Source organism: Deinococcus proteolyticus MRP, from assembly GCF_000190555.1.
GTDB classification, from domain to species: Bacteria; Deinococcota; Deinococci; order Deinococcales; family Deinococcaceae; genus Deinococcus; species Deinococcus proteolyticus.
Genome location: NC_015161.1, coordinates 1798213 through 1823277, shown reverse-complemented (window position 1 = coordinate 1823277; position 25065 = coordinate 1798213). Strand labels below are relative to the sequence as shown.

27 protein-coding genes are annotated in these 25065 nt (G+C 67.8%); 13 read left to right on the top strand and 14 right to left on the bottom strand.

Annotation, left to right across the window (positions count from 1 at the left end):
• The first annotated feature begins 55 nt into the window (after positions 1–55).
• Positions 56–649: a GNAT family N-acetyltransferase gene (locus tag DEIPR_RS08690; protein ID WP_013615456.1), complete on the top strand. Its 594-nt coding sequence runs from the start codon at positions 56–58 to the stop codon at positions 647–649.
• Positions 650–687: 38 nt separating this feature from the next.
• Here DEIPR_RS08690 and DEIPR_RS08685 read toward each other — a convergent pair whose 3' ends face one another.
• The gene (locus tag DEIPR_RS08685) at positions 688–1290 is read right to left on the bottom strand and encodes a GGDEF domain-containing protein (RefSeq protein WP_013615455.1); all 603 of its coding nucleotides are present in this window, start codon (positions 1288–1290) and stop codon (positions 688–690) included.
• A gap of 279 nt (positions 1291–1569) precedes the next feature.
• Here DEIPR_RS08685 and groES point away from each other — a divergent pair, with 279 nt between their 5' ends.
• Positions 1570–1857, top strand: coding sequence for a co-chaperone GroES (gene groES, locus DEIPR_RS08680; protein WP_013615454.1), 288 nt, complete (start codon positions 1570–1572; stop codon positions 1855–1857).
• A 105-nt stretch (positions 1858–1962) separates the two neighbouring features.
• Positions 1963–3603, top strand: a complete 1641-nt coding sequence (groL, locus tag DEIPR_RS08675; RefSeq protein ID WP_013615453.1) for a chaperonin GroEL — start codon at positions 1963–1965, stop codon at positions 3601–3603.
• Positions 3604–3873: 270 nt separating this feature from the next.
• Here groL and DEIPR_RS08670 read toward each other — a convergent pair whose 3' ends face one another.
• From DEIPR_RS08670 to DEIPR_RS08660, 3 genes are all read right to left on the bottom strand, one after another.
• Complete coding sequence (locus DEIPR_RS08670) at positions 3874–5679, bottom strand: hypothetical protein (RefSeq protein WP_013615452.1); 1806 nt, start codon at positions 5677–5679, stop codon at positions 3874–3876.
• Positions 5680–6477 carry a hypothetical protein gene (locus DEIPR_RS08665; RefSeq protein WP_013615451.1) on the bottom strand — a complete coding sequence of 266 codons (798 nt, stop codon included), beginning with the start codon at positions 6475–6477 and terminating at the stop codon, positions 5680–5682.
• An 89-nt stretch (positions 6478–6566) separates the two neighbouring features.
• Entirely contained in the window at positions 6567–7223 is a 657-nt protein-coding gene (locus DEIPR_RS08660; RefSeq protein WP_041222040.1) for a hypothetical protein, read from the bottom strand.
• 94 nt (positions 7224–7317) lie between these two features.
• Here DEIPR_RS08660 and DEIPR_RS08655 point away from each other — a divergent pair, with 94 nt between their 5' ends.
• On the top strand, positions 7318–8067 hold the full coding sequence (locus tag DEIPR_RS08655; RefSeq protein WP_013615449.1) for a HepT-like ribonuclease domain-containing protein: 750 nt from the start codon (positions 7318–7320) through the stop codon (positions 8065–8067).
• On the top strand, positions 8067–8696 hold the full coding sequence (locus tag DEIPR_RS08650; protein ID WP_013615448.1) for a hypothetical protein: 630 nt from the start codon (positions 8067–8069) through the stop codon (positions 8694–8696). Before DEIPR_RS08655 ends, DEIPR_RS08650 begins: the two co-directional genes overlap by 1 nt.
• Here the strand turns inward: DEIPR_RS08650 and DEIPR_RS08645 are convergent.
• Positions 8693–9634, bottom strand: coding sequence for a DMT family transporter (locus DEIPR_RS08645; RefSeq protein ID WP_013615447.1), 942 nt, complete (start codon positions 9632–9634; stop codon positions 8693–8695). The two genes, DEIPR_RS08650 and DEIPR_RS08645, sit on opposite strands and share 4 nt — an antisense overlap.
• Positions 9635–9781: 147 nt before the next feature.
• Here DEIPR_RS08645 and DEIPR_RS08640 point away from each other — a divergent pair, with 147 nt between their 5' ends.
• A complete protein-coding gene (locus DEIPR_RS08640; RefSeq protein WP_013615446.1) occupies positions 9782–10468 on the top strand; it encodes an SRPBCC family protein in 687 nt (228 codons plus the stop codon).
• A gap of 111 nt (positions 10469–10579) precedes the next feature.
• Here the strand turns inward: DEIPR_RS08640 and DEIPR_RS08635 are convergent, their stop codons facing one another.
• A complete protein-coding gene (locus DEIPR_RS08635; RefSeq protein ID WP_013615445.1) occupies positions 10580–10903 on the bottom strand; it encodes a hypothetical protein in 324 nt (107 codons plus the stop codon).
• 56 nt (positions 10904–10959) lie between these two features.
• Here DEIPR_RS08635 and DEIPR_RS08630 point away from each other — a divergent pair, with 56 nt between their 5' ends.
• From DEIPR_RS08630 to DEIPR_RS08615, 4 genes are all read left to right on the top strand, one after another.
• Positions 10960–12033, top strand: coding sequence for a pyridoxal phosphate-dependent aminotransferase (locus DEIPR_RS08630; RefSeq protein ID WP_013615444.1), 1074 nt, complete (start codon positions 10960–10962; stop codon positions 12031–12033).
• Positions 12034–12112: 79 nt separating this feature from the next.
• Complete coding sequence (locus tag DEIPR_RS08625) at positions 12113–12475, top strand: YkgJ family cysteine cluster protein (protein WP_013615443.1); 363 nt, start codon at positions 12113–12115, stop codon at positions 12473–12475.
• 108 nt (positions 12476–12583) lie between these two features.
• Positions 12584–13682 (top strand): peptide chain release factor 2 gene (prfB, locus tag DEIPR_RS08620; protein ID WP_013615442.1). Its coding sequence is split into 2 segments (ribosomal slippage): positions 12584–12628 and positions 12630–13682, totalling 1098 coding nucleotides; the frame shifts between segments, so codons are not numbered across the junction.
• A gap of 125 nt (positions 13683–13807) precedes the next feature.
• Positions 13808–14845 carry a serine/threonine-protein kinase gene (locus DEIPR_RS08615; protein ID WP_013615441.1) on the top strand — a complete coding sequence of 346 codons (1038 nt, stop codon included), beginning with the start codon at positions 13808–13810 and terminating at the stop codon, positions 14843–14845.
• A gap of 547 nt (positions 14846–15392) precedes the next feature.
• On the opposite strand, the gene DEIPR_RS08610 is transcribed toward DEIPR_RS08615, so the two are convergent.
• The 3 genes from DEIPR_RS08610 to DEIPR_RS08600 all read right to left on the bottom strand — a co-directional run bounded on the left by DEIPR_RS08610 (position 15393) and on the right by DEIPR_RS08600 (position 17824).
• The gene (locus tag DEIPR_RS08610) at positions 15393–15680 is read right to left on the bottom strand and encodes a hypothetical protein (RefSeq protein ID WP_041222840.1); all 288 of its coding nucleotides are present in this window, start codon (positions 15678–15680) and stop codon (positions 15393–15395) included.
• Positions 15681–15854: 174 nt separating this feature from the next.
• The gene (locus tag DEIPR_RS08605; RefSeq protein ID WP_013615439.1) at positions 15855–16862 is read right to left on the bottom strand and encodes a 4Fe-4S binding protein; all 1008 of its coding nucleotides are present in this window, start codon (positions 16860–16862) and stop codon (positions 15855–15857) included.
• A complete protein-coding gene (locus DEIPR_RS08600; protein ID WP_013615438.1) occupies positions 16859–17824 on the bottom strand; it encodes an alpha/beta fold hydrolase in 966 nt (321 codons plus the stop codon). Before DEIPR_RS08600 ends, DEIPR_RS08605 begins: the two co-directional genes overlap by 4 nt.
• 182 nt (positions 17825–18006) lie before the next feature.
• On the opposite strand from DEIPR_RS08600, the gene DEIPR_RS08595 reads away from it, so the two are divergent.
• On the top strand, positions 18007–18954 hold the full coding sequence (locus tag DEIPR_RS08595; protein ID WP_013615437.1) for a hypothetical protein: 948 nt from the start codon (positions 18007–18009) through the stop codon (positions 18952–18954).
• Between the two features lie 110 nt (positions 18955–19064).
• Here the strand turns inward: DEIPR_RS08595 and DEIPR_RS08590 are convergent, their stop codons facing one another.
• Positions 19065–19979, bottom strand: a complete 915-nt coding sequence (locus tag DEIPR_RS08590) for an ABC transporter permease (protein WP_013615436.1) — start codon at positions 19977–19979, stop codon at positions 19065–19067.
• Complete coding sequence (locus DEIPR_RS08585) at positions 19972–20958, bottom strand: ABC transporter ATP-binding protein (protein ID WP_013615435.1); 987 nt, start codon at positions 20956–20958, stop codon at positions 19972–19974. The genes DEIPR_RS08590 and DEIPR_RS08585 overlap by 8 nt, the downstream gene beginning before the upstream one ends.
• A gap of 147 nt (positions 20959–21105) precedes the next feature.
• On the opposite strand from DEIPR_RS08585, the gene DEIPR_RS08580 reads away from it, so the two are divergent.
• Both DEIPR_RS08580 and DEIPR_RS08575 read left to right on the top strand, forming a co-directional pair.
• Positions 21106–22203, top strand: coding sequence for a peptidase associated/transthyretin-like domain-containing protein (locus DEIPR_RS08580; RefSeq protein WP_013615434.1), 1098 nt, complete (start codon positions 21106–21108; stop codon positions 22201–22203).
• Positions 22204–22232: 29 nt separating this feature from the next.
• The gene (locus DEIPR_RS08575) at positions 22233–23144 is read left to right on the top strand and encodes a glutaminyl-peptide cyclotransferase (RefSeq protein ID WP_083801561.1); all 912 of its coding nucleotides are present in this window, start codon (positions 22233–22235) and stop codon (positions 23142–23144) included.
• A gap of 35 nt (positions 23145–23179) precedes the next feature.
• Here the strand turns inward: DEIPR_RS08575 and DEIPR_RS08570 are convergent, their stop codons facing one another.
• From DEIPR_RS08570 to DEIPR_RS08560, 3 genes are read right to left on the bottom strand one after another with little or no spacing between them, the layout of a single operon-like run.
• Positions 23180–23473 (bottom strand): hypothetical protein, encoded by a 294-nt coding sequence (locus DEIPR_RS08570; RefSeq protein WP_013615432.1) that lies wholly within the window; start codon positions 23471–23473, stop codon positions 23180–23182.
• A 54-nt stretch (positions 23474–23527) separates the two neighbouring features.
• Positions 23528–24163 (bottom strand): dTMP kinase, encoded by a 636-nt coding sequence (gene tmk / locus DEIPR_RS08565; RefSeq protein ID WP_013615431.1) that lies wholly within the window; start codon positions 24161–24163, stop codon positions 23528–23530.
• Positions 24160–24963: a Nif3-like dinuclear metal center hexameric protein gene (locus DEIPR_RS08560; RefSeq protein ID WP_013615430.1), complete on the bottom strand. Its 804-nt coding sequence runs from the start codon at positions 24961–24963 to the stop codon at positions 24160–24162. Before DEIPR_RS08560 ends, tmk begins: the two co-directional genes overlap by 4 nt.
• Between the last annotated feature and the right edge of the window lie 102 nt (positions 24964–25065).

The following is a 25065-nucleotide window of genomic DNA, read 5'->3' as shown; positions in this document are numbered from 1 at the left end:
AGCCTCTGCGCCAATTGGCTTACCGCTCGCCGCCGCGCCCGCGCTAGCCTGGGCCATGAGTGAACGGTCTCCCACGTTGCATCCCGTTCTGACCGGGGAAAAAGTCGTGTTGGCTCGCCTGCGCCGCGAGGACGTACCGGAGATGGCCCGTTATTTCGCCAATCTGGAGCTGACCACTTACCTGGGGGCGTTCGGCGCGGCGTTCAGCTTGCAGGACGAGGAAGCGTACTTCGAGAGCGTCAGCAAAAGCAGTCCCGAGCAGGTCACCTTCGGCATCTACGTGCGGGAAACCGAGCGGTTTATCGGCAGCCTGGACCTGCGCGGCATCAACCACCGCCACGGCACGGCCGAGCTGGGCATCAGCGTGCATAGCCCGGACCACTGGGGCGGCGGCTACGGCTCGGAAGCGGTGCGGCTGATGGTGGAATACGGCATGTATTTCCTGGGCCTGTACAACATTCAGCTGAACGTGTTTGCCTACAATGTCCGGGGCATTCGCGCCTACGAGAAGGTGGGCTTCCGCGAAATCGGGCGGCGTACGGGTGCGGTGCGGCTGGGTCAGGAGCGTTTTGACAGCGTGCTGATGGAAATCACCGCCGACCGGGTGGACACGGCGCGGATGCGCGGGCTGGTGCGGTTGCTGGAATAGCGGCTGAGCAGCGGGGTGAGGGGCAGCGCTTCCAACCTTTACAGCTCTTTGCTGGCCAGGTAGGCCTCCAGCGCTGCCCGCAGTACGTCCGCCTCGCTGCGGCCCTCATGTGCCGCACGTTTTTTCAGCCGGTCCAGCTGGCTGCGCGGATAATAGTTGCTCTTCAGGACCATTTTGGTCGGGGTGTACAGGCAGGCCCGCCCCCGGCCCTCACGTTTGGCGCGGTACAGGGCTTCATCGGCGGCCAGCAGCAGCTCGGCAGGCGTGCGGGCGTGTGCTGGCTGGGCGGCCACGCCAGCGCTGAGGCCTACGCCGCGGGGCCAGCGGGGGTCACGGTGCCGGGCAAATTGCCGCACCACCCCGTCCAGCAGGCGCAGTGCTGTCTCCGGCGAGGTTTCTGGCAGCAGCACGGCGTACTCGTCTTCGCTGACCCGGCCCAGCACGGTGCCGGAAGGCAACTCGGCGGCCAGCAGGCGCTCCAGCCCGCGCAGCAGTCCCTCGGCCTGGGCGCGGCCCAGTTGCTCGCCCACCTGCGTGAAGCGGTCCACGTTCACCCGCGCGGCGCTGAGCGGTGCCTGCCCCAGGCCTGCCAGCGCGGCTTCCCAGTCGGCGCGGCTCAAAATGACCGGCCTGGCTGCCATCAGCCTGACCGCCTGCTGATATTGGGATAGCTATATATCCAAAACATATATACATTCTAGAACTTGACCTGCCCTATGCTGCTGCGAAATTCCGTCCCATACACGGGTTGAGTCTCCCTGACTCAGATTTGTTGGGGAAGTCACTTGACATTTTTGCGCTTCAGGCTCTAGCCTCGCCCCAAGGAAAAAGCCCTGCAGGTCTGTCCTGGACACCATTTTTGGCAGGCGGGCCGCTGGAGCCGTTTTCCATCTCTTACCCCATTTCAAGGAGGTCCCACCATGTTGAAACCCCTCGGAGACCGTGTACTGGTCGAAATCATCGAAGAAGCAGAGCAGAAGACCGCCGGCGGCCTGTACGTGCCCGACACCGCCAAGGAAAAGAGCCAGCGCGGCAAGGTTGTGGCTGTCGGCACCGGCAAGCTGCTGGACAACGGTCAGCGCGTGGCCCTGGAAGTGAACGTGGGCGACACCGTCTACTTCGCCAAGTACGGCGGCACCGAAGTCAGCGTGGAAGGCAAGGACTACTCCCTGCTGTCCGAGCGCGACATCCTCGCCATCGTGGAGTAACCCTGCTTTGCCCTTTGCGCCGCCGGGTTCTGCCCGCAGTGCAGAGGGCCAGCAGGTAAGCCGCCCCCAGGTTTCTGACCTCTTATTTCTCAAAGGAGCAACATCATGCCTAAACAACTGGTATTCGACGAATCGGCCCGCCGCAGCATGGAGCGTGGCGTCAACGCTGTCGCCAACGCTGTCAAAGTGACCCTTGGCCCGCGTGGCCGCAACGTGGTCATCGAGAAGAAGTTCGGCAGCCCCACCATTACCAAGGACGGCGTGACCGTCGCCAAGGAAGTGGAGCTGGAAGACAAGCTGGAGAACATCGGCGCGCAGCTGCTGAAAGAAGTCGCCAGCAAGACCAACGACATCACGGGTGACGGCACCACCACCGCCACCGTGCTGGGTCAGGCCGTGGTCAAAGAAGGCCTGCGCAACGTGGCCGCTGGTGCCAACCCCCTGGCCCTCAAGCGCGGTATCGAAAAGGCCGTGGCCGCCGCCATCGAGGAAATCCAGAAGCTGGCCGTGCCGGTAGAAGACAGCGACGCCATCAAGAAGGTGGCCGGCATCTCCGCCAACGACCCCCAGGTGGGTGAAGAAATCGCCTCCGCCATGGACAAGGTGGGCAAAGAAGGCGTCATCACTATCGAAGAGAGCAAAGGCTTCGACACCGAAGTGGACGTGGTGGAAGGCATGCAGTTCGACAAGGGCTACATCAGCCCCTACTTCATCACCAACACCGAGAGCATGGAAGCCGTGCTGGAAAATCCCTTCATCCTGATCAACGAGAAGAAGATCAGCGCCCTGAAGGACCTGCTGCCCGTGCTGGAAAAAGTGGCCCAGACCGGCCGCCCCCTCCTGATCATCGCCGAAGACGTGGACGGCGAAGCGCTGGCGACCCTGGTGGTCAACAAGCTGCGCGGTACCCTGAACATCGCCGCCGTGAAGGCTCCTGGCTTCGGTGACCGCCGCAAGGAAATGCTGCGCGACATCGCTGCTGTGACCGGCGGTGAAGTGGTCAGCGAAGACCTCGGCCACAAGCTGGAAAACGTGGGCATGGACATGCTGGGCAGCGCCGCCACCGTGCGCATCACCAAGGACGAAACCACCATCGTGGACGGCAAGGGTGAGCAGAGCCAGATCGACAGCCGCGTGAACGCCATCAAGGCCGAGCTGGACAGCACCGACTCTGACTACGCCCGCGAGAAGCTGCAGGAGCGCCTCGCCAAGCTGGCCGGCGGCGTGGCCGTGATCCGCGTGGGCGCCGCCACCGAAACCGAACTGAAGGAAAAGAAGCACCGCTACGAAGACGCCCTGTCCACCGCCCGCTCGGCTGTGGAAGAAGGCATCGTGGCCGGGGGCGGCACCACCCTGCTGCGCGTGATTCCCGCTGTGCGCCGGGCCGCTGAAGGCCTGGAAGGCGACGAGGCTACTGGCGCCCGCATCCTGATCCGTGCCCTGGAAGAGCCCGCCCGCCAGATTGCCGCCAACGCCGGTGAAGAAGGCAGCGTCATCGTGAACGCCGTCATCAACTCCGACAAGGTCCGCTACGGCTTCAACGCCGCTACCGGCGAGTACGTGGAAGACATGGTGGCCGCCGGTATCGTGGACCCTGCCAAGGTGACCCGCACCGCGCTGCAGAACGCCGCCAGCATCGGCGCGCTGATCCTGACCACCGAAGCCATCGTGGCCGACAAGCCCGAGCCCGAAAAGGCTCCCGCCGGCGCCCCCGACATGGGCGGCATGGGCGGCATGGACTTCTGAGCCTGGGTTCAAGCACAGGAACTGGAACACAGCAGCCTGAACGCTGAAAGAGGAGCCGGAGTGGGGGACACGCCCCACCCGGCTCCCTTTCTTTTTGGGGTAATGCCCTCGGCACAGTGCTGCCGGTGCTTTGGAGCATTCTTCAGACCTGCTACCGGCAAGGCACCAGCGGCCGCTCCATTCTTCGTCCTGCTCCAGCCTTTCGCACTCGCTCTAGTCGCTCAAAAGGAGAAGGTGTACATCCTTCGGGCGTGTGCCAGGGCTGGCTGCTCAGGGCTTTTCCGGCGGCGGGGTGCTGCGCCGGTGAGGCGGTTGGACCGTCTGCGGCTGCGGTTGAGCACTATAAGACAGCGTTTCAGCCTTGGCCGCCGAGGCAGCGGCCTGGACGCGGGCCTGGGCCCAGCGCTCTTTGGCCGAGGCCAGCCGCGCCCGCGTGCGTGAGAGCCGGTAGAAGCCGGCTGTCATCAGCAGGGTGCCGATCAGGGTGAACAGCCACCACAGGAAGTGCCCCAGCGGGGTGTAGCGCATGCTCAGGAAGCCAACGCTCTGGAGCCAGGTGCTGTCCAGCGCCCTGCCCAGCCAGCTGCCCATGACGATGAGGCCCTCGGCAAAAGCAGGCACCACCAGCATCCCGATGCCGGTCACAATCAGGGCCCACTCGCCTTTCTGGTGCCCCAATGCCCGGAACTTGAAGTAAAAGGGCAGTGGCAGCAGCAAGGTGAGCAGGAGAAAGGCTACGGCCTGAACTTGCCCGTTCCACAGATGGGCGGCGAGATACTGGATGCGCGCTGCGGGGGGAGCGGCTTTTTCCCCCTGCACCTGTGCCTCCAGAGCTTGCATCCGCACGATTTCGGCGGCCACGTCGCTGGGTTCAAGCCAGGAGCGCTGTGACAGAACGTGCATGTGCGCGGCCAAATCGGCGGTGGCCGGTCCCTGCCAGGCGGCCGGCAAGGCGTTCACGGCCTCAGCGGCCTGGGTCAGCGCTTGGTGGGCTGCAGCCTGGTCCCGGTTTGCAGAGGCGGCCAGGGCACGGGCCAGCGCGGTATAGACAGGACTGGCAGTCTGGATGGTGCCTTGCACGCTGGCGGGCTGGTTCGGCGGTGTGGTCTGGGCCGGTTGGGCAGTCTGGGCCGCCTGAGCCTGTGCTCCGGCTTCACTGGCGACCGGACTGGCCGGCACCACGATGATGCTGGCGGCCGCCTGCGGCGCTGCCGTGGCCGTGCTGGCCGCTGCGCTGGTGTCCACCGTCTGTACTGAGGCGGACGGTGTGGCGGCCCGTGCTTCGAGTGATTGCTGAAGTTGCCGCGCTGTGAGCGTGGTGGTCACGTACAGCTGCCTGACCGGCTCCGCCGTGCCGGCCAGGTCGCCCTGGGCCAGCTGCTGCAGGGCTGCCGTATAGGCCGCAGGTGCGGGAGTCCCTTCCAGCTCCGACAGGTGCAGATGCCAGCCGCTGGCACGGGTCAGCCGCAGGTAGGCCTGGTCCCGGTTCAGCGCCAGCACGGCGCCACTGTGCCAGGGTTGCAGCTCGCGGACAATCTGGCGGGCGGCCGCCAGCTGCAGCCTGGCGGCCACAGCTTCGGGCTCGCCGGCCTGCGCCGCGCGGTGCAGTGCCGCCGTTTCAGCGCTGCCCAGCCCGAATTCGTGCGCCAGCTGCTGCAGCCGGGGGCCGGTGTCCTTGTCCGCACCTTTCGCGTCGCCCTGCAGCAGGTCCTGCAAGGTCTGGGTATACAGGCTCTGGCGCAGCAGTGCCTGGGCATAAATCGTCTGTGCCTGCAGGTCGGCCGGGGTACGGGCCAGCGCGGCGCGGGCCTGGTCCAGTGTGCCCTGAATGCTGCGGCTCAGCTCTGGGTCGCGCAGGCTGGGGCGCAGGGCGGCAAAAGCCGCTTCAGCCCGGTCCAGTTCATGCAGCGCGGCGCCCACGTCGGTGGGGCGGACGCTCTGGGCAGTGCTCAGCGCGCGGCTCAGCTCGCGGTAACTGCCCAGATCCTGTGCCTGGGCAACCGGCAGGGCGGCCAACCCCATGCTCAGCAGGGCGGCCGCGCCCCGGGAAAAGGAAAAGGTTCTGGGCCAGCCCATTTAGGCGGCGTTCTCTGCCTGAACCTGGCCCAGCTCGCTCAGCAGCCGGCCCACATTGACTTCCGGACCGGCCAGCACGGCCACCGCGTAGCTGCCCAGTGGGCGCACACAGACCACGGTGCCGCCCACCTGCGCCGACATCAGCCGCAGTGAACGGCCCCGCAGCAGCAGCACTGTGGCCGCCACCACGCCGCCCAGAGCTGACAGGTCCTTAAGCGAGCGCACCTGCACGACTTCGCCGTTCTCGCGGCAGACCATCACGCTCTGCACTCCGCTGACCCGGCCCAGGTCCGCAATCAGGCGGTTCTGGTCGGCGTTCTGGCTCAGGTCGTAGGCCCGCGCTGCCGGCGCTGCCAGGTATTCGGGGTCCTCGAACTCGAACTCGTCCTCGCCGAAGTCCCAGTCTTCTTCGCCCTGTTCAGCAGGCTGCGCCGGACCGGCCAGCACCGAATCAGCCAGGGCCGAATCAGTCAGCGCCGAGTCGGTCAGGGCGGGAGCAGCTGCAGCCGGAGCAAACACGGCTCCCAGCTCCTGCGCCACCAGCTGCTCGGACAGCCCACGCAGCATCCGGCGGCGCTCATCCTCTGCCAGCAGGTCGGCGTAGGCCCGGTCCAGCATGGGAAACAGCAGAACCTGAAGCTGCTCGGCGCTCAGCTGCTCGGCGTCCAGGCCCTGCTCCTGCAGGATGCGGTCCAGTACCTGCTGCAAGGCCACCACCGAAATCCCCCGCTCCTGGGCGGTGCTCTCCAGTGCGGAAGAAGCGAGTTGGTAGGGGGTGAGCATTTCTGTGTCTGGCATAACGTTCCTACCCCAAGGCTAGATTCGAACTTGTCACAGAACTGTTTTCCGTGTGCCGCACGGTAAAAATGGGCAATAAATCGCGGCGCTCAGTTGGACAGGGAACACACGCTGACATTGCCCCGACCCTCTTCGCCGGATGAGAAGCTGCCGAACAGGTCGGCGCGGCCCGGATGCTGCGCCAGCCAGCTGCGGTCTTCGCCCAGCGCCGTCTCGGTGTCGTTCACCTGATAGCCCAGCGCCAGCAGCTGCTCCTGCACGGCGGGCAGAGCCTGGCGGGCGTCGGAAAACAAAATCACTTCGGTCTGCTGGCATTGCCAGCCCCGGTAGGCGGCCGCCTGCGCGAAAGCGTCGGCGAAGCTCAGACTCTGCAGCTGCGGGGGCGGGAAACCGGTGGGAATGTCCATCTCCAGCAGCGCTGAGTACCCCTGACCCCCCCCGGCCGTGCCTGGTGCGTCGCCCGTGTCCGGTGCATCGGCCGTGCCCGTGCCGGAGGCCGTGCCGGTTCCAGCGGTGGCGCCCGATGCGGGAACGCTGCTCAGCGGCGCTTGCCCGGGGGCCTGCTCCTCGATGACCGGCACTGGCGCCGTGACTTCGGAGTGGTCGCGCAGCGCCCAGAAGGCCGCGCCCAGTCCCAGCAGACCCACCAGCACACCGGTCAGCCCAATCCACCAGCCGCTGGGCAGCGTGCGGCTGCGCTCAGCAGCAGATTCGGGCGGAGGAGGGGGCGGCGGTGAAGCGTCCATCTCCTGCATTGTAGGCGCCGGGGTGGACCGAGGGCCAACGGCCAATGACCAGTGGGCCGCCGGCCCGGCGCCCGCCTACCCTATGCTGGAACCCATGACGCCCGCAGAAACTTCCCCCAGGGCCCGCTCCGCTCCCCGCCCCGGTGCTTCCGGCTCCGGTGATTCCAGCCTGCCGGCGGTGGCGGCCCGGCTGCGCAGCATCGAAGCGGATTGGCGGCGCCTCGGCGTGACGCGCGTGCGGGTCTTCGGCTCGGTGGCACGCGGCGAGGCCACAGACCTGAGCGATGTGGACCTGCTGCTGGACATGCAAGAAGGCGCCGGCCTGCTGAACCTGATGGCGGCCAAGGACCTGTTCGAGGGCCTGCTGGGCACCCGTATCGACGCGCTGACCGAAGGAGCCATCAAACCGGCGCTGCGCCGGGGCATCCTGACCGACGCGGTGGACATCATGCAGGTGCCGGACCGGCCCCGGCGCACCCACCGCCGCAAGCGCTGGCGCTGGCGCGTCTATGACCTGCTGGACGCGCTGGACCGCATCGTGGACTACACTGCGCCGCACGACCGCCAGTCGTTCCGTGCCGACGAGCAGGCCGCCGACGCCGTGCTGCGGAACCTGGCTCGCCTGGGCGAAACCACCAAGTTCATTCCTCAGAGCCAGCAGGACCGCCATCCGCAGATTCCCTGGGCACTGCTGCGCGATGTCCGCAACCTGGTGGCCCACGATTATTTCGGCATAGACCTGGACCTGGTCTGGCAGACGGCCCGCTTCGAGCTGCCGCAGCTGCGCCCACTCTTGCAGGAGCTGGCTGAGGGTGCTGAGGAAGAAGGCGGCGAGGAGGGCTGATGCCCTGGCCCCGGCGGCTGAACGAGGTCCGCTTCTTTGGTGGCTCGGTGCTTCTCCTGAGTGACCTAGACTTCGGGGCGGAGCTGGAGACCGAAGCCGCCCGGCTGGGGGAAAGCTTGGACCGCCACCTGGCCGAAGTCTTTTACTGGGATGCGGACTTCTGCCTGGACCTGGGCTGGTACGGGGCTGCAGGGCTGACCGACGGGCGCTACCCGGACGGTGAATTTGTTCTGCGGCTGCGTGCCGGGCAGCTGACCCTGCATGAATGGCGTACCCGTGACCTGGCCCGGCTCCGCGGCTACGTCCTGCAGGCCCGGGACCGTGCCGCGCTGCTGCATCCCCGGCGTGACCTGCCGACCACGCTGCTGGAACTGAGCAGCGATTCGGAAACGCTGGCTGCCGAGGCACAAGCCCTGCTGGCCGCCAGTCTGCGGGGGAGCCGGAACATCATCCGGCACCGTGTCTGGCACAGCGGCGGGGACCACCTGCTCTGGACGGTTCTGCCCCCGCTGGAGCTGAGCGAGGCGGAGTCGGTCTACGTGGCACTGGGGGAGTGGCGACGGGGTCGGCCAGACCAGGTTTCGCTGCTGGAACTGGAAAACTGGATAGAGCGCCTGTGCCGCGTCTAGCTGCCCTGCTTGGTGACCTCCCGCGCCGGCCGCCGGCCCAGCGTGTTCACCAGCACGACGCCGCCCAGCGCCACGGCGCCGCCCAGCAGGGTCATCCGGGTGGGCCGCTCGCCCAGCCACAGGTAGGCAATCAGGGTGGCCAGGACCGGCGTGATGTACATCAGGTTGGTGCAGGCCGCCGCTCCCACCCGCGAAATGGCGTAGCTCCAGGTGAGGTAAGCCAGCGCCGCCGGGAACAGCCCGATATACACCACGGTGAGGTGGGCGCTCAGCGGAGCCTGCCCCCACACCCGCAGCAGCTCCGGCGCGAAGACCAACATGGGAACGGTCCCGGTCATCAGGCTCCAGACGGTGAATTGCAGGGGCCGCACCTGCGCCAGCAGAGGCTTTTGCAGCACGAAGTACAGCGCACTGGCCAGCGCCGACCCCAGCACCAGCAGGGCGCCGCCCGTGAACTCCACGCTCTGGCCGCGCCCCAGCACAATAAGGAGCACGCCGCCCAGGCTGACCAGGCTGCCCACCCAGCCCACTGGGCTGAGCCGCTCCTGCCCCAGCGCCAGCGAGAGCAGGGCCGTCATGACCGGCACCACCGCGATGATGATGCTGGCGGTGCCGGCGGGAACCGTGACCTGACCGTAGTTCAGCAGCAGATGGTAGGCCGTGATGCCCACCAGGCTGACCAGTGTGACCGGCAGCAGCAGCCTTGCCGGAGGCGGAGGAATCCGGGCCACCAGCGCATAGCCGCCCAGCGCCAGGCTGGCCACCAGAAAGCGGTACAGCGCCAGCGGGCCGGGGCCGAATTCCTGCAGGCTGGCCCGTACCCCCGCAAAGGCCGACGCCCAGAACAGGATGGTGACCAGCGCAGCGGCCAGCGACCAGGAATCCCAGCGGCCCAGTCTGGGTTCAGGAGCAGTACGGGGGAGCAGATGGCGGGTCATGGCCCACTATAAGCTGCTCCCGAAAGTCCTCCCCAGCACTGTTCTCGGGACTGTTCCCAGGGCCGTTAAGCTGGCGTTGGGGCAAACTTCACCCTGCCCGAAAAGCGGGCCACATACACTACAGTGAACTAAACGGAGGAAACATCTATGACCAAACAAAGCAACAACCAAGCCAGCGCGGGCGCTGGCACCCTGGGTGACATTGACCAGAACCGCCTGCTGAGCGGCGCCGCCGGTGGCGCTCTGCTGATGCTGGGCTTGGGCCGGCGCGGCGTGCTGGGCCTGGGCATGGCGGCTGTGGGTGGCTACCTGGCCTACCGCGCTGCGACCGGCTCCGACCCCGTGATGGAAGCGGCCGGCCTGGGCAATGCCAGCGCCGCTGCCAAGCCCATCTTCGTGGAGCACTCGGTCGTGATCGACCGCCCCGCGCAGGACGTGTACACCTACTGGCGCCGGCTGGAAAACCTGCCCCAGATCATGAGCCACCTCGAAAGCGTGACCGAGCTGGACAGCCGCCGCAGCCGCTGGGTGGCCAAGGCTCCGCTGGGCACCAACGTGGAGTGGGAAGCCGAAATCGTGAACGACAAGCCTGGCGAGCGCATCGGCTGGCACTCCCTGCCCGGCGCCACCGTGGACAACGCCGGCAGCGTGCAGTTCGAGAGCCTGGCCGGCGACAAGACCCGCGTGCACGTGGCCCTGAGCTACCGTCCGCCGGCCGGTGTGCTGGGCGCCGCTGTGGCCAAGCTGTTCGGCGAAGAACCCAGCCAGCAGATTGCCGAAGACCTGCAGAAGTTCAAGGCCGCTTTTGAAGGCGGAACCGCTCCCAAGAACTGACCAGCTGTGCTCTGAACAGGCGTTCCATCTGGGAGCGCCTGTTTTTCTTGTGAGGTCCGGTGGCACGGTTCGGCTTCCAACTTGACCACCTGCTCTGCCCGGCAAGGTGGCTCAGGTATTGGTAGGCAGGCCGGGTGCGCCGCTGTCTTCCGCGCCGCTCTCCACCACAGTCAGTGAGCGCAGCGTCTTGCCCTGATGCCAGCCGAACTGCGGGTCCTTGAGCCCCAGCGTCTGCGCGATGGTGCGGGCGGTGGCCTGGTCGGGTTCGTTCTCGTCGCCCAGGCAGAACAGCAGGAATTTGCGCCCTCCCGGCGCGATACGGATAAAGAGGTCCTCGCCCAGCTCGATCTGCTGGGTGCGTCCGGTGCGTGCGGCGCGGGCCTGGCCGTCCACCAGAGCGGTGCGGATGCTGACCGTGACGGTTTCGTGAGCCATAGGTCCGGTCAGGCTAGCACGCGGCCTGCTGGGCGGCGGGGGTGATAAAACAGAGCATGTCCACCGAATCTCCGCTGAGCAGCGTGCGCCGTCAGGTGCAGGATATTCCCGCCTACCCCTACGTCCCCAGCCGGGCCCGCATCAAGCTGGACCAGAACGAAAGCCCCTACGACTTCCCGGCCGAGCTGAAGGAAAAAGCTGTGCAGCGGATGCTGGAGCGCCCCTGGCAGCGCTACACCGACCTGAACACCACTGAGCTGCGCAGTGCCATCGGCCGGCTGGAAGGCTGGGACCCGGCCGGTGTGGTGGTCAGTTCGGGCAGCAACGTGATGATCAAGGTGCTGACCGAGCTGGCCGGCATCGGGCAGACGGTACTGACCACCGACCCTACTTTTGCGGTGTATCCGCTGGAAGCTGGCATGCTGGGCGCCGAACTGGTCAAGGTGCCGGTGCAGGACGACCTGTCGCTGCCGGTAGAGGCGCTGAAAAAGGAACTGGCCAGCCGTGGCCCTGGCCTGTTCGTGCTGATTCAGCCGCAGGCTCCCACCGGCCACGCCGACCGCCCCGAGGTGGTGCGGGACCTGGTGGAGATTGCTGCCGCCCACGGCTGGCTGACCGTGATTGACGAAGCCTACTACCAGTTCAGCGGCACCAACTACCTGAACCTGGTCCGCGAGCATCCGGGCGTGCTGAGCCTGCGGACCTTTTCCAAGGCCTGGGGTCTGGCCGGGCTGCGGCTGGGCTACGCGCTGGCCCACCCCGAGCTGGCCGCGCAGCTGAGCAAGCTGGTGCCCGCTTTTTCCATCAACGTGCTCACGCAATCGGCGCTGGAAGTGGCGATGGAGCATCCCGGCTACGTGCAGCAGCGGGTAGAGGAGAACGCCCGCGAGCGGGACCGGATGCTTGCGGCGCTGGAGGGGCACCCCCACTGGAAAGCCTGGCCCAGCCAGACCAACTTTTTCCTGATTCAGACCCCCGACGACGCGGCGGCCGTGCGCCTGCTGGAAGAGCACGACGTGGTGGTGCGCGGGCAAAAGGGCCTGCCGGTGCTGGGCGACTGCCTGCGCGTGAGCGTGGGCCAGCCCGCAGACAACGACGCTTTCTTGCAGGCTGCGGCCGCCGCCCGCTGAGGCAGAAAGAGGACCGGGAAGGCACCAAAAGCGAGTTGGGTGCCGCTGCCCGGTCACGGCCGCCCGCTACAGTGGGCCAGTGACTTTCCCGCCTCCTTCCGCTGCCGGCGAAGCGGTGCCGCCGGGCTACCCGCCGCGCTCGGCCTGGCCGCGTGAGGGCCGGAGCTGTACCGCTTGCGGGGCGTGCTGCACGGCTCCGGACATCGCCGCCCTCGGCAAGCCACTGGGCCAGCCGTGTCAGCACCTGGGTGCGGGCTGCCTGTGCGCCATTTACGCTACGCGGCCCAGCATCTGCCGCTCGTACCAGCCGGACTGGGTCTGCGGCGAGGTGGCCCCGCTGCCCACGCTGGCGGCGCGGGCGACCCGCTTTCTGGAGATTTACGGGTTGCTGGAAGAAGCGCGGCGGGTGGAGGCTGAGACGCGGACAGCGGTCAGCCCCTGACCGTATACTGAACTTTGGCTGCCGCGAACCTGCGGCAAGAACGAGCAGCCCCCAGGCTGGGGCCAGCTTTCCCGCACAGAGACCGGGAAGCTGCAAAGGAGAAGCGCCATGCAAGAACTGCAAGAAAAACTGGCGTCCCTCCGGGAGTATCTTTGACATTCCCGGCAAGGAACGCCGCCTGAACGAACTCGACCACTTTCTGGCCGATCCCGAGCTGTGGAACGACCAGAACCGTGCCCGCTCCATCACCCAGGAGGCGACCAGCGTGCGTGGCGTGGTGGAGAAATACCAGGGCCTGAAATCCGACCTGGACGGCCTGGCCGAGATGCTGGAGCTGGCCGAGAGCGAGGATGAGCGCGAAATGTTGCTGGAGGAGCAGGGCGGCATCGAGCAGCGGGTGGACGAGCTGTACCGTGAGACGCTCTTTACCATGAAGCACGCCGACACCCCGGCCATCATCCGTGTGAAGGGCGGGGCGGGCGGCACCGAGGCGCAGGACTGGGCCGGCATGCTGGCCCGCATGTACATGCGCTGGGCCGAGCGCCGGGGCTACCGGGTAGACATTCTGGACGAGCAGCCCGGCGACCAAGCCGGGTATCAGTCCATTGAGTTCATCATCCGGGGCGAAAAGGCCTACGGCATGATGAGCGCCGAGCACGGGGTTCACCGTCTGGTGCGGGTGTCGCCGTTCGACTCCAACAACCGCCGCCAGACCAGCTTTGCCAGCGTGGACGTGGTGCCTGAGGTGCCCGAAGAAGAGATTGACATTCACATCCCCGATTCGGACCTGCGCCGCGACGTGTTCCGCTCGCAGGGTTCGGGCGGTCAGGGCGTGAACACCACCGACTCGGCGGTGCGCCTGACCCACTTGCCCACCGGTATCGCAGTGGCCTGCCAGATTACCCGCAGCCAAATCAAGAACCACGAGCTGGCCCTGCAAATCCTCAAGCAGCGCCTGTACGACATCGAAATGCGTAAGCGCGAGGAAGAGGCGCTGGCGGCCCGTGGGCAGCAGTCGAGCGTGGAATGGGGCAGTCAGATGCGCTCGTATGTGCTGGACAAGCAGTACATCAAAGACCACCGCTCGGGCCTGATGCAGCACAACCCCGACGATGTGCTGGACGGCGACCTGGACGACCTGATGTGGGCCGGCCTGGAATGGAAGGCCGGGAAGCGGGTGGCCGAGGAAGCCGGCGACGACGACTGATGGATTGATAGGGGCTGAAGGGGCCGGGTAGCGGGAGTGGGGAGGACGCTGCCCGGCCGGCTTTATCTGCTGGTTGCTGTGCCAACCCTGTGCATGCCTCACTGTTAGACTCGCCTAAGCGAACCATGAATACTGCGCCCCAGTCTGACCCTCCGTCCGATTTCCCTGCCATCGCCGGGTTCCGCCCCAGCCGTCTGCTGGGCACCGGAAGCACGGCGCGGGTGTACCTGGCCCGTGATGGAGAGGGGAGGCGGGTGGCCCTCAAGGTGCTGCTTCCCGCAGAGGAACTGCAGGGCAACCCTGGAGCCGCCGAGATGTTCGCCAATGAGGTCCGCATGACGCTGCAGCTGCGCCACCCGCATCTGGCGCGTGGTTACAGCGGGCAGGCCTACGGCGAGGAAGCCTGGCTGGCCCTGGAATACTTCCGCGAAGGTTCGCTGGATACGCAGCTGCTGCCCGGTATCCCGCTGCCGCTGGAGCAGGGAGTCCGTATCCTGCGCGGGGTGGCGGCGGGACTGGACTACATGCACGGCCAGGGTGCTGTACATCAGGACGTCAAAAGCCAGAACGTGTATCTGGACGGCGAGCGGGCCGTGCTGGCCGATTTCGGCTGCTCGTACATGATGGGGCAGGGCGGGCGGGCCGGCGGCAGCCCCTTTTACATGGCGCCCGAAATCTACCGGGGCGAGGGCGGCACGGCGGCCAGCGACGTGTACTCGTTCGGCGTGCTGGGCTACGAGGTGCTGGCCGGTCAGCGCCCTTTCCAGGGCGAGAGCTACGAGGACCTGATGGGCGAGCATCTGCTGACGGCCGCGCCTTCGCTGTCACACCTCAGCCCGCAGGTGCCGCGCCCGCTGGCCCGGCTGCTGCAGCGGGCGCTGGCCAAAGCGCCGGCCGACCGCCCCACCTTGGCTGAACTGCTGGCCGCGCTGGACGAGGTGGCCGGCGTACCGGAGCCCCTGTCTGCAGCGCCCGCCGCAGCCTGCACCGAAAGTGGCGCCCGGCTGGGCCGGCATGCGGCAGCCTCGCCCCTGACATCCCAGGTTCCAGCTTCCCAGGCCTCAGCTTCTCAGGCCCCGGCTCCTGCGCCGGCCGACGAACCTGCGGCGGGCGGCCTACTGTCGCGCTGGAATCCTTTTCGCAAAAAGAGCGACCCGGCCTGAGCTGCCGGGCTCAGGACTGGGCGGCTTGCCAGGCCCGTTCCAGCTGCTCTGCGGCCTGCACGCTCACCATCAGGCGCAGCCGGCTGGCGGTGCGCTGGATTTCGGCCGCGAAAGCTGCTTGGTCTGGGGCGCTGGCCAGACGCTGCCGGACGTCCTCACTGCGCGGTCCTAAGGAGGCTTCCAGAACCGGCAGTACCGCCTGCAGCGCCCGCTGAACATCGAAGCCCTGAGCCGTGGGCGGCAGTTGCGAGGCTGACAGTGGGTCGCCCGGGGCAGTGGTCTGTGCAGCGCTGCCGAGCAGGGGCCTGGTTCCGGCAGACGCGTCGGCAGGCCTGCAGCAACCCCAAGCGGAGCAGTCCGGCGATGGCCTGCTGGGTCTGCGCCTGGGTCAGCCGGGCTGCCTCACACAGTTCGGCGGCGGTGCGCTGGCCCAAGCAGGCCATGTACACCCGCAGTTCCTCACGCGAAAGGGGTTGCTGTTCTTGGCGCGGCACGCGGCGAAAAGGCCCGCTGCCCGGCCATCCGGCTCCGGAAAGGCTGCTCCCCATCAGCCCAGCGCAGCGATGACGTCGCGGATAAGACGAAGGACCAGTGTCACGAAGGCGGCACCCAGCAGCAGAATCACGGCCAGCACCAGCAGTGAACCGTTCTCAGGCTGGCCCAGCGCCAGAATCGCGGCCGCCAGATAGCCCACGGCGAACATCAGAATCATGACCAGCAGCTGGCCCAGGCGCAGGCCGATAATGCCGCCCTGGACCTCACGGCGTAGCTGCACGCCACTGAACAGGTTGTAAACCATGATGGCCAAGCCGGCCACCAAAAGAAGAAGAGTCATGTTCATGATGGTTTCCCATTTCCGCTTGTGCACAATGTACGCGGAAAATGTGTTCACAGCATGCCCGGCGTTCCAGCACACCAGGCTTACAGGCTTGGAATAGCCCATGCCGAACGCGGTTTCTGAGCAGTTCCATGGCGGGTTCCACGGTCTGTCCGGGCCGGCGGTCCGCTTTCAGGGACGGAATTTCTCGAACAGCAGCAGCGGGGCGTCCAGCGCAGCGGCCTGCCAGTGGTTCTGGCGGTGCATGGCCTGCGGGGGGCAGCTGTCCACACAGGCCATGCACCCGGTGCAGGCGCTCAGGTCCAGCGTAAGGTGCAGGGTGCCGGCCGCGTCGTGCGTGCGGGTAATCGCTTCGGTGGGGCACACGTTGGAGCAGACCGGGCAGTCCATGCATTTTTCATCGACCAGGGGCGCAGGCCAGTAGACCGGCGTGCCGGCGGGGGGCGCGGGATTCAGGCTGGCCTTGCGCCAGCGCCACTCCTGCGGGGTGCGCTCGGCCGGTTCGCTCCAGTCCACGAACGGCAGGGGAGAGTCGGGAATCAGGCCCACCAGCTCACGGCGGCCACTGCCTATCAGGTGCCCCAGGGCGCCGCGCCGCGAAAAGCGCTGGGCGCGGGCTTGGTCCTCCGCTTGCGCGGGCCGCACCGTGATCTGGGCCGGTTGGCCGGTGGCTTCACGTAGCCGCTCTGCCCCGTTCAGGACAAGCTGCAGGCGCTGGGGCACGTCCGGAGCACCGACCGGACAGGCCGTGCAGTCGCCGTGAATCAGGGTAAGCGGCACTTCCCACGCGCCGGCCGCCGACAGCAGCGCCGGGGTCGCGCGGCCCAGGCAGGTGAGGCTGGGGCCGCCCGCGCCGCTTTGCGAGCAGGTCAGGCTGGCCTCCGCCGCCGGCTGCTGCGGCCCTCCCCGCTGGTCACGGACCGAGACCAGCGGGCCGGTCAGGTCGTATTCCAGGGCGCCGCTGGGGCAGGCCTGCACGCACAGGCCGCAGCCGGTGCAGCGGTCCGGGTCAATCTGCACAGAGGCGCCCAGCGGGCCCAGAATCACCGCTTCGTGTGGGCAGGCGCGGGCACACAGGTCGCACCCGCCTACGGTTTGGCGCTCACGGAGGCAGCGCTGGGCGGTGTAGCGCGGCTCCACAGTGCCCAGTTCGCTCAGGCGGTCCAGCCAGCGGTTCATAGGGCTGCTCCCTTCCTAGCGCCTTGCCAGGCCACTTGCCGCACGGCGGCCGCCACTTCCTGCGGGTGGGTCCAGTGCAGCTGGTGGCCGCCGTCCAGCAGCTGCAGCTGCGCCCCGGGCACTTGCCCGGCCAGCGGCACGGCGTGGTCGTCTGCCGGCGAGAGCGCGTCCTGCGTGCCGGCCAGCAGGGCGATGGGCATGCGCAGCGCCGCGTAGCCAGGCACCAGGGCGGCCAGCTCACGGGCGATGGTGCGGTTCTCCTCGGCCAGGGCCAGCAGCTGCGAGCGGCGCAGCGAGAAGGCCCGCATCATTCGCCGCCAGGGATGGGGCATGGGCGCCGGCGCAAAAGCCCGCCCGCCTTCCAGCTCCACCACGGCCAACCCCAGCGGAATCAGCAGAATACGCGTGACCAGCCACCCAGCCGGCGGCCAGGCCAGCAGCCGCGCCAGCTGCCGGGTCAGGCCCGGTGCCGGAAAGGCCAGCGGCGAAACCAGCACCAGGCCGCCCACCCGCTCCGGGCGCTGCTCGGCCAGGGCCAGGGCCACCGGCGCACCGTAGGAGTGACCCAGCAGCGTGGCCCGCTCCACGCCCAGTGCATCCAGCAGTTCGGCCAGCTGCCGCGCCCCGGCCGCCACGGTAATTTCCTCGCCGGCCGGCGTGTAGCCGTGCCCCAGCCGGTCGGGGGCAATCAGGCGGTAGTGCGGGGCCAGTAGCGGCCACAGCGGCGAGGTGGGCCAGTCGTGCGCTACACCGTCGCTGCCGTGAATCAGTACCAGCGCGGGGCCGTCTGCCCGCCCACCTTCCACCACGTGGGCCGGGCCGGAGGGCAAAGGCAGCATCCGCCCCTGTGGAGGGTAGCGGCGGTGGGTGCGGCGCTGCCAGCCGGCCGCACTCAGGGCGCCGGCGGCGGTCAGGGCCGCAGCAGACAGCAGAAAACGTCGGGAAGGAGAGGGCAGCGGCACAGCGCACTCAGCATAGCCCGGCCCCGGCAGAGCAATGGCTGCCCAAAGCGCGTTTGGCAGGGTGGAGGAGCCTCGGGTGCGGGTGCTGGTGTGAGGCTCAGGCGCCGATGCTGGTGTGAGGCTCAGGGGGCGGTTAACCCATTTTCACCCGGCCGCGCTGTGCCGGCCCCCACAATGCACCCATGACCACTCCCGAACGTGACCCCCAGCAGCGCCCCGAGGACCGCACGGTTCCGGCCGACGCCGCCGACACCCTGACCAGCACCGACCGCACTGCCCCCAGCGACGGCAAGCCGCTGTACGCCGAGCAGGACCTGCAGCAGGCCGGGCAGCTCGGCACTGCAGCGACTGCAGCGACCGGAACCCGTGACTCCCGTTCTGAGCCCAGCGCGGCTTCGCTGAGCGGGACTTCCCACAGCGCTGCTAACTCCACCGCCACGGCCGAGTCCGCCGAGGTGGAACATGCTGGCAAGCGCGGCGAAGTGCGCACCATCACCTACTCTGCCGAGACGGGCGGTGTGCAGGTCGTGCAGGATGATCCGGTCCATACCCACTCCGGTCAGGAAAGGGAGGAGGGCGGCGTGCTGGACAGCCTCAAGGAAACCCTGCTTAGCCGCACCGAGGGCCTGCGCCAGCGCGGCGGCCAGCTGGCCAACACCGCCCGCCTGAAAATGGAAGTCATGAGCTACAGCCGCGACCTCGAAAGCCTGTACGCCCGGCTGGGCCGTGCCTACCACCACCGCGCCGACGGCGAGATTCTGGCCGTGATCGAGCAGGAGATTGTCCAGGTAGAGCGTGACATCGCCCTGCGTGAGCGCCAGCTGGAAAGTCAGGACGTGAGCCGCGAGCTGCAGGTGCAGCGTGCCCGCGCCGAGCGCCGCCAGCCTGCGGTCAACCTGCCGGAACCCACCGTGCCCGGCGTGGTCGGCGGCTTCGGCGTAGAAGAGCGTCCGCCCCGAACCGAGCATCACCTGGAAACCGAAAAGCGCGATACCTTTTTCGGCCTGGATAAGGGAGGCGTGGACCAGCAGACCACGGTCTCCAGAGGCAACGCCGCTTTCGACACCCAGATCGAGCCCGAGGACTCGGTGGTGTCGCTGGATGACCTGGAAAAAGCCGACAACCGCTGAGCGCCAGCGGCGTAGGGCAGTGAGGGCTGCGGATACGTTTCAGTGTCCGCAGCCCTTTTGACTCTGGAGCCAGCCTGACCTGCACGGGAGGAGTGGCAAGCCGCCAGTCGCTACAGGTCGCGCCGGTTAAAGTTCCAGATGGCGGCCAGCACTGCCAGCACAGTCAGGGCTGCCGCCCACAGCAGCGTGCCGGGGCTGATGGCTTCGCTGCCGAAGAAGGGATTGGGAAAGGGTGAGAGTTTCAGGCCCGCGTTCACTTCCGGGTGCTGCAGGTGGTAGCTGGCGCCCAGCCACAGTTCGTTGGTGGGCATCAGGGTGTTGGCGACCCGGCTGAGGGTCTGCATCACCGGACTGTTGACCAGCGTGCCGATGGCGTTCAGGATGCCGCCGGCCATGCCGACCCCGTACAGCACGAACACGCCGATGCCGTTGGCCAGAGTGGTAAAGAGGGTGCTGCCCAGGACCGTGAGCGCGGTAATCAGCAGGATACTGAGCAGCATCAGGGCAATGGCGGCGGCAGGGTTGGGCGGCACGAAGCCGGTGATGAGGTACACCCCGCCCAGCATCACCAGGCTGACCAGCAGCACATAGGCTACGTTCACGGCGCTGAAGCCCAGCCAGCGCCCGGCCACCAGTTCGGCGCGGCTCACTGGGCGCGAGATGATGCTCTGCACCACGCCGCTTTCCACATCTGCGCTGACCGAGCCCACCGTGGACAGCACCGCCATCAGCGACCCCAGAAAAGTGACCAGGTACATGCCGAACATGGCCGCGAAGTTTACCGGAATCAGGGCGCTGCCCAGTTCGCCGGTCACCGGGTCCAAGCCGCCGGGCCGGTCCAGAAAGTCCAGGTACATGCGGTGAATCCCGTACAGATAGAACCCCACGAAGAGGCTGGTCAGAATCAGCAGCACGGCCACCAGGCGCTTGCGCAGCGATTCGCGTAAGGACAGGCCCGCCATCAGGCCTACCCGGCGCGGGTCAAGGTTGAAGTCGCTGAGTTTGGACATAGGAGATTCAGGCATGGGGGCCCTCCAGCTGCGGAGCGCTGGGAGAAGCGTCGCCGCTTTGGCCCACCAGCTCCAGAAAGATGTCTTCCAGTTCGGGGCGCTGCGGGGTCAGCTCGTACAGCTGCGCGCCGCTGCCTAGCAGGAGCCGGGCCACCTCGGGCAGCTGATCTTCTCGCTGCAGGCCCACTTCCAGCGTGACCGTGCCCTGGGGGTCCACCGTCTGTGTCAGGACCGGCCCGAAGCGGCGCACGGCGTCCAGTGCGGCGGGGGTCAAGGCGTCCAGCCGCACCCGCGCCCGCAGGTCGCCGCCCATCACCTCGCTCAGGCGGCCCTGCCTGAGCACCTGGCCCTGGCGCACGAACGCCACGTGGTCGCACACCTGCCCCACCTCCGACAGCAGGTGCGAGTTCAGGAACACGCTGACCCCTTCGTCCCGCAGGTCCTCGATGATGCGGCGTACCTCTATGCGGCCGATAGGGTCCAGGGCGCTGGTCGGCTCGTCCAGAAACACCAGCTCGGGCCGTGCCAGCAGCGCCGAGGCGAGGCCCGCCCGCTGCAGCATGCCCTTGGAATACCCGTCCAGCCGCTCGCCGCCGCGTCCGGCCAGGCCCACCCGTTCCAGCACCTGCGGCACGCGGGCGCGGATGTCACTGTCCCGCAGGCCCGCCAGTTGCCCGTGAAAGGTCAGGAATTCGTGCCCGGTCATCCAGGTCTGATAGCGGAACTGCTCGGGCAAGAAGCCCAGCCGCGCCCGCACGGCCGGATGGTGGGGCGAACCGCCCAGCACCTGCAGCTCCCCGGAAGTGGGCCGCACCAGGCCCAGCAGCATCTTGACCGTGGTGCTTTTGCCCGCGCCGTTGGGGCCCAGAAACCCGAACACCTCGCCCCGGCCTACCCGGATGTTCAGGCCGCGCACCACTTCCGCTGAGCCGTAGCTTTTGCGCAGGTCGCGGGTCACGATGGCGGGCGTGTCGCTGGCAGGGGGTGAAGTCATGGGTTCACCATAGGCCCGGCGCGGCAGGGCAATTGTTGGATGTGCATATTCAGCAAGGGGAGTGTGCCGCAAGCCATTTTCCCAGTCTGCTTCGTTGCTGGCGGCTCAGCTGACGGGCGGCGCACGCCGCTCCCTATAATGAGCCACATGAGACGGCTGGGCGGCTATGAACTGCAGCGGAACCTGGGAGGCACGGACGCCGCGCAGGTCTGGCAGGGGGCAGCACTTGCCAGCGAGCAGCCGGCGCTGGTGTTTGTCCTCCCGGCGGCCTACCTGCTGGATGCCCGCCCCGACCTGAGCGGACAGCACCCGGCGCTGCTGCCGCTGACCCACTCCGGCGTGGCCGAAGTGCCTGGCGAAGGGAATGAGCCGGGGGGCCGGGCCGCGTACCTGGGCAGTCCCTTGCCGCACGGCGCCGAGCCGCTGTCGGCCCTGAGCCGCGCTGGGCTGCTGGCGCTGCTGGAGGCGCTGGCGACCCTGCACCGTGCCGGCGCCATGCACGGGGACGTGCGTCCCGAGCTGCTGTGGCACAGCGGCGCTCACGTCTATCTGGCCGGGGCGGGGGTGCCCTGGCAGCGGGAGCGGGAGCAGGAGCAGCCCCCCGGTAGTGCGCCCGACTTCGCGCAGGATGTCCGGCGGCTGGGGCAGGCGCTGGCCGGCCTGCGTGAGGAAGCCGGCTTACCCGTCGGCTGGCTGCCGGCGCTGCGCTCGGCCACCAGCCGGCAGGCGGCGCAGGAGCTGCTGGACCGCTGGCAGAGCGGTGACGAGGCGGCAGAGCCAGAGCCGGTGCCGGCTGTGCAGACGGCGTCTACCCCGGCTACTCCTGCCAGAGTGCCACCCGCGCCCCCGGTGACGCTGGCGGCACCGGCTCCAGCTCCCGGCCAGCCCCGGGGCGTGTCGCCCTGGCCCTGGCTGCTGACCTCACTGGCGCTGGCCGGGGTACTGGCAGGCAGCTTCTGGGCGTATCCGAACCTGCAGCTGCCGGGCGCACCGCAGGAGCCTCCGGCCTGCTGCGAGGTGCGCTACGCGGTGCGTGGCGGCGAAGTGCCGGTGCGCCTGCGGGTGCTGGAAGCCCCGCCCCTGCTGACCGTGGACCCGCAGCAGGCCGAGGGCACCGCGCCCGGCACCATGCAGTTGCCCGGCCCTGGCGAGTACCGTATCCGCGTGTCGGCCGACGGCTACGCGCCGCAGACCATCAGCGTGACGGTGCCGCGCAGCTTGCCGGTCACCATCGGGCTGGAATAGGCCGGGGGCGCAGGTACACTGTCCTGAAGATGCGTCACCTCTGCTTGCTCCTTGTTCCCCTGCTGCTGAATGCCTGTCAGCCCCCAGCAGCCCAGCCGGGCCAATCCACCAGCACTGAGACGGCCTCCAGCAGTCAGACAGTCGCCAGTGGGCCAGCGCAGAGCCAGCCTGCGGCCGCCAGCCAGACCGCTGCTGCTGCCGCGGCCGGCCGAGCAGCAGCAGCGCCCGCTGAGCTGAGGGCCGAAGTGCTGGAGCGCTTTCCGCACGACCCGGCTGCCTTTACCCAGGGACTGCAGTGGGTGGAAGGCCGCTTTCTGGAAAGCACCGGGCAGGTGGGGGAGTCCGGCGTGCGCTGGGTGAACCCCAAGACCGGCGAGCCCGAGGCGCAGGCCCCCACGCCCAATCCGCAGGCGTTCGGGGAAGGCAGCACCTTTCTGAATGGGCAGGTGTACCACATCACCTGGCAGACCGGCGAAGCGTACCGCTTTGACCAGGCGCTGAAACTTCAGGAAACCTACAGCTATCAGGGCGAGGGCTGGGGCATCACGCACGACGGCCAGCAGCTGATCATGAGCGACGGCAGCGCCACGCTGTTTTTCCGCGACCCGGACACCTTCAAGGTTACCCGCGAACTGACCGTGACCGACGGCGGCCAGCCGGTCACGCAGCTGAACGAGCTGGAGTGGGCAGACGGAAGTATCTGGGCCAATGTCTGGATGCAAAACCGTATTGCCCGCATCGACCCTCAGACCGGGCAGGTCACCGGCTGGCTGGACGCTTCTGCCCTGGCAGACGAAGCGGCGCGGACCGCTGCCAGGAACGGCCAGCAGCTGACCCCCGATGACGTGCTCAACGGTATCGCCTACAACCCCAGCACCGACACCTATTTTCTGACTGGGAAGCGCTGGCCGGTGCTGTTCGAGGTGCGGGCCCGCGAGTAACTGTGAAAGGGGGCGGCCGCATGGCGGTGCCAGCGTCAGCGGCGGTCCCTTTCCAGCTCGACGATGACTCGCTCCACCAGCTCGCTGCGTGAAACCCGGCCTTGCCGGCGCCCCTGCCCGGCAATCAGGCGTTCCATCACAGCGCGGTCACCTCGCAGCATGTTCAGCAGCTGCTTTTCCCTTGCGCTTTCGGTCTGCCTGGCCGGGGGTGGTCGCACAGACCCGGCAGGGGTGTCACTCCTTTGCTTGCCCTGCACCGCCACCCAGACTCCCCCCAGGAGCGCGGCGGCAGCGCCCAGCAGAACGACCGGAATAAGGAAATCGGGCATGGGTTTAGAGTAGCCGAGTAGCCGGGAAGCGGCCGGCCGGGTGCCGGGTGGCCCTCAGTCTGCGGTGTCCAGCGTGACCTGTACCCGCGCCCAAATCGCTTCTTCCAGCTCGTCGGCGCTGCGGCCCGCGTCCAGCACCAGCCAGCGCTGCGGCTGCTGCTCGGCCAGGGCCAGAAAGCCGGCCCGCAGGCGGCGGTGAAAGTCGAGGTCCGCCCGCTCCAGCCGGTCGGCTTGCCCGCGCTGGGCCACCCGCGCCAGCCCCACCGCAGGGTCAAGGTCCAGCAGCACGGTGAGAGCCGGGGTCAGCCCGCCTGTCGCCTCGGCGGTCACGGCTTGCAGGAAAGGCAGCGGCAGCCCGCGCCCGTAGCCCTGATACGCCAGGGTGGAGTCGGCGTAGCGGTCACACACCACCAGCTCACCGCGCTCCAGTGCAGGCTGCAACACTTCGCGCACCAGTTGGGCGCGGCTGGCCGAGTACAGCAGGAATTCGGCCAGCGGGTCTATGTCGAGCGCAGGGTCCAGCAGCGTGGCGCGAATCTGGTCGCCCGCCGCCGTACCTCCCGGCTCCTTGGTGAGCAGGTGCGGCACGCCCGCTGCCTCCAGCCGCGCCGCCAGCCGGGCGAGCTGGGTGCTTTTGCCCGCGCCCTCGCCGCCCTCGAAAGTGATGAAGGGCAGAGTGCCTGCGCTCACAGACCTGTCGGCTGGTGAATGAACTGCCAGGGCAGCCCGAATTCCTCTTCCAGCTTGGCCGCCAGTGCCCGCACGCCGAACACTTCGGTTTCGTAGTGCCCCGCAAAAATGGCGTTGACACCGTACTCGAAGGCGTCGTGGAAGTATTTATGGGCCGGTTCGCCGGTCAGCAGGGTGTCCAGGCCCATCCGGGCAGCTTCGGGAACCAGGCCCGCGCCCTCGCCCGAGCTGATGCCGATGCGGTGCACGAAAGGATGGCTGCCCGAGTGGACCAGGCAGATTTCGCCGGTCAGCTTCTGGATGCGGTCGGCAAAGTCCTGCAAGTCCAGTTCGCGGGGCAGCGTCCCGGCCAGGCCCAGCTTCTTGCCGCCGTACTCGCCAAAATCCACCACGTCTTCTAAGCCCAGCGCCTTTGCCATCATCGCGTTGTTGCCCACCTCGCGGTGATAGTCGAGTGGCAGGTGCGAGGCATACAGGCTCAGGCCCGCGTCCAGCGCCGCCTTGATGCGGCGGCCATGCGGCCCGGTCACTGCCAGCGGCTTGCCCCAGAACAGGCCGTGGTGGGTCAGCAACAGGTCGGCGCCAGCGTCGGCAGCGGCCTGGATGGAGCGCAGGCTGCTGTCCACGCTGGCCGCCACGCGGGTCACGCGGTCCTTGCCCTCGATTTGCAGACCGTTCAGGCTCACGTCGCTGAAGGCGTCGGTGTCCAGATACTCGTTCAGCCAGCGGACCAGTTCGTCACGGGGCACGCCCACTTGGGTGCGTGCAGGGGCAGCGGTGTTGGGGTTGGAAGCAGTCATGGCACCCAGTGTATAGGCCGCTGCGCCGGGCCAGGCCGGTCCCGATTACCCTCCGCAGCAGCGAGCTGACATGAGCATGACATGAGGCTGACATGAAACTGA

What these genes read in the sequence shown, in the direction of transcription:
- DEIPR_RS08690 (WP_013615456.1), top strand. Translation starts at nt 56, where the DNA reads ATGAGTGAACGGTCTCCCACGTTGCATCCCGTTCTGACCGGGGAAAAA.
- groL (WP_013615453.1), top strand. Translation starts at nt 1,963, where the DNA reads ATGCCTAAACAACTGGTATTCGACGAATCGGCCCGCCGCAGCATGGAG.
- DEIPR_RS08660 (WP_041222040.1), bottom strand. Translation starts at nt 7,223, where the DNA reads ATGGACGCTTCACCGCCGCCCCCTCCTCCGCCCGAATCTGCTGCTGAG.
- DEIPR_RS08575 (WP_083801561.1), top strand. Translation starts at nt 22,233, where the DNA reads ATGCGTCACCTCTGCTTGCTCCTTGTTCCCCTGCTGCTGAATGCCTGT.
- DEIPR_RS08610 (WP_041222840.1), bottom strand. Translation starts at nt 15,680, where the DNA reads ATGACTCTTCTTCTTTTGGTGGCCGGCTTGGCCATCATGGTTTACAAC.
- DEIPR_RS08615 (WP_013615441.1), top strand. Translation starts at nt 13,808, where the DNA reads ATGAATACTGCGCCCCAGTCTGACCCTCCGTCCGATTTCCCTGCCATC.
- DEIPR_RS08670 (WP_013615452.1), bottom strand. Translation starts at nt 5,679, where the DNA reads ATGGGCTGGCCCAGAACCTTTTCCTTTTCCCGGGGCGCGGCCGCCCTG.
- DEIPR_RS08605 (WP_013615439.1), bottom strand. Translation starts at nt 16,862, where the DNA reads ATGAACCGCTGGCTGGACCGCCTGAGCGAACTGGGCACTGTGGAGCCG.
- DEIPR_RS08560 (WP_013615430.1), bottom strand. Translation starts at nt 24,963, where the DNA reads ATGACTGCTTCCAACCCCAACACCGCTGCCCCTGCACGCACCCAAGTG.
- DEIPR_RS08630 (WP_013615444.1), top strand. Translation starts at nt 10,960, where the DNA reads ATGTCCACCGAATCTCCGCTGAGCAGCGTGCGCCGTCAGGTGCAGGAT.
- DEIPR_RS08655 (WP_013615449.1), top strand. Translation starts at nt 7,318, where the DNA reads ATGACGCCCGCAGAAACTTCCCCCAGGGCCCGCTCCGCTCCCCGCCCC.
- DEIPR_RS08645 (WP_013615447.1), bottom strand. Translation starts at nt 9,634, where the DNA reads ATGACCCGCCATCTGCTCCCCCGTACTGCTCCTGAACCCAGACTGGGC.
- groES (WP_013615454.1), top strand. Translation starts at nt 1,570, where the DNA reads ATGTTGAAACCCCTCGGAGACCGTGTACTGGTCGAAATCATCGAAGAA.
- DEIPR_RS08580 (WP_013615434.1), top strand. Translation starts at nt 21,106, where the DNA reads ATGAGACGGCTGGGCGGCTATGAACTGCAGCGGAACCTGGGAGGCACG.
- DEIPR_RS08665 (WP_013615451.1), bottom strand. Translation starts at nt 6,477, where the DNA reads ATGCCAGACACAGAAATGCTCACCCCCTACCAACTCGCTTCTTCCGCA.
- DEIPR_RS08590 (WP_013615436.1), bottom strand. Translation starts at nt 19,979, where the DNA reads ATGCCTGAATCTCCTATGTCCAAACTCAGCGACTTCAACCTTGACCCG.
- DEIPR_RS08650 (WP_013615448.1), top strand. Translation starts at nt 8,067, where the DNA reads ATGCCCTGGCCCCGGCGGCTGAACGAGGTCCGCTTCTTTGGTGGCTCG.
- DEIPR_RS08685 (WP_013615455.1), bottom strand. Translation starts at nt 1,290, where the DNA reads ATGGCAGCCAGGCCGGTCATTTTGAGCCGCGCCGACTGGGAAGCCGCG.
- DEIPR_RS08640 (WP_013615446.1), top strand. Translation starts at nt 9,782, where the DNA reads ATGACCAAACAAAGCAACAACCAAGCCAGCGCGGGCGCTGGCACCCTG.
- DEIPR_RS08595 (WP_013615437.1), top strand. Translation starts at nt 18,007, where the DNA reads ATGACCACTCCCGAACGTGACCCCCAGCAGCGCCCCGAGGACCGCACG.
- DEIPR_RS08635 (WP_013615445.1), bottom strand. Translation starts at nt 10,903, where the DNA reads ATGGCTCACGAAACCGTCACGGTCAGCATCCGCACCGCTCTGGTGGAC.
- DEIPR_RS08585 (WP_013615435.1), bottom strand. Translation starts at nt 20,958, where the DNA reads ATGACTTCACCCCCTGCCAGCGACACGCCCGCCATCGTGACCCGCGAC.
- DEIPR_RS08570 (WP_013615432.1), bottom strand. Translation starts at nt 23,473, where the DNA reads ATGCCCGATTTCCTTATTCCGGTCGTTCTGCTGGGCGCTGCCGCCGCG.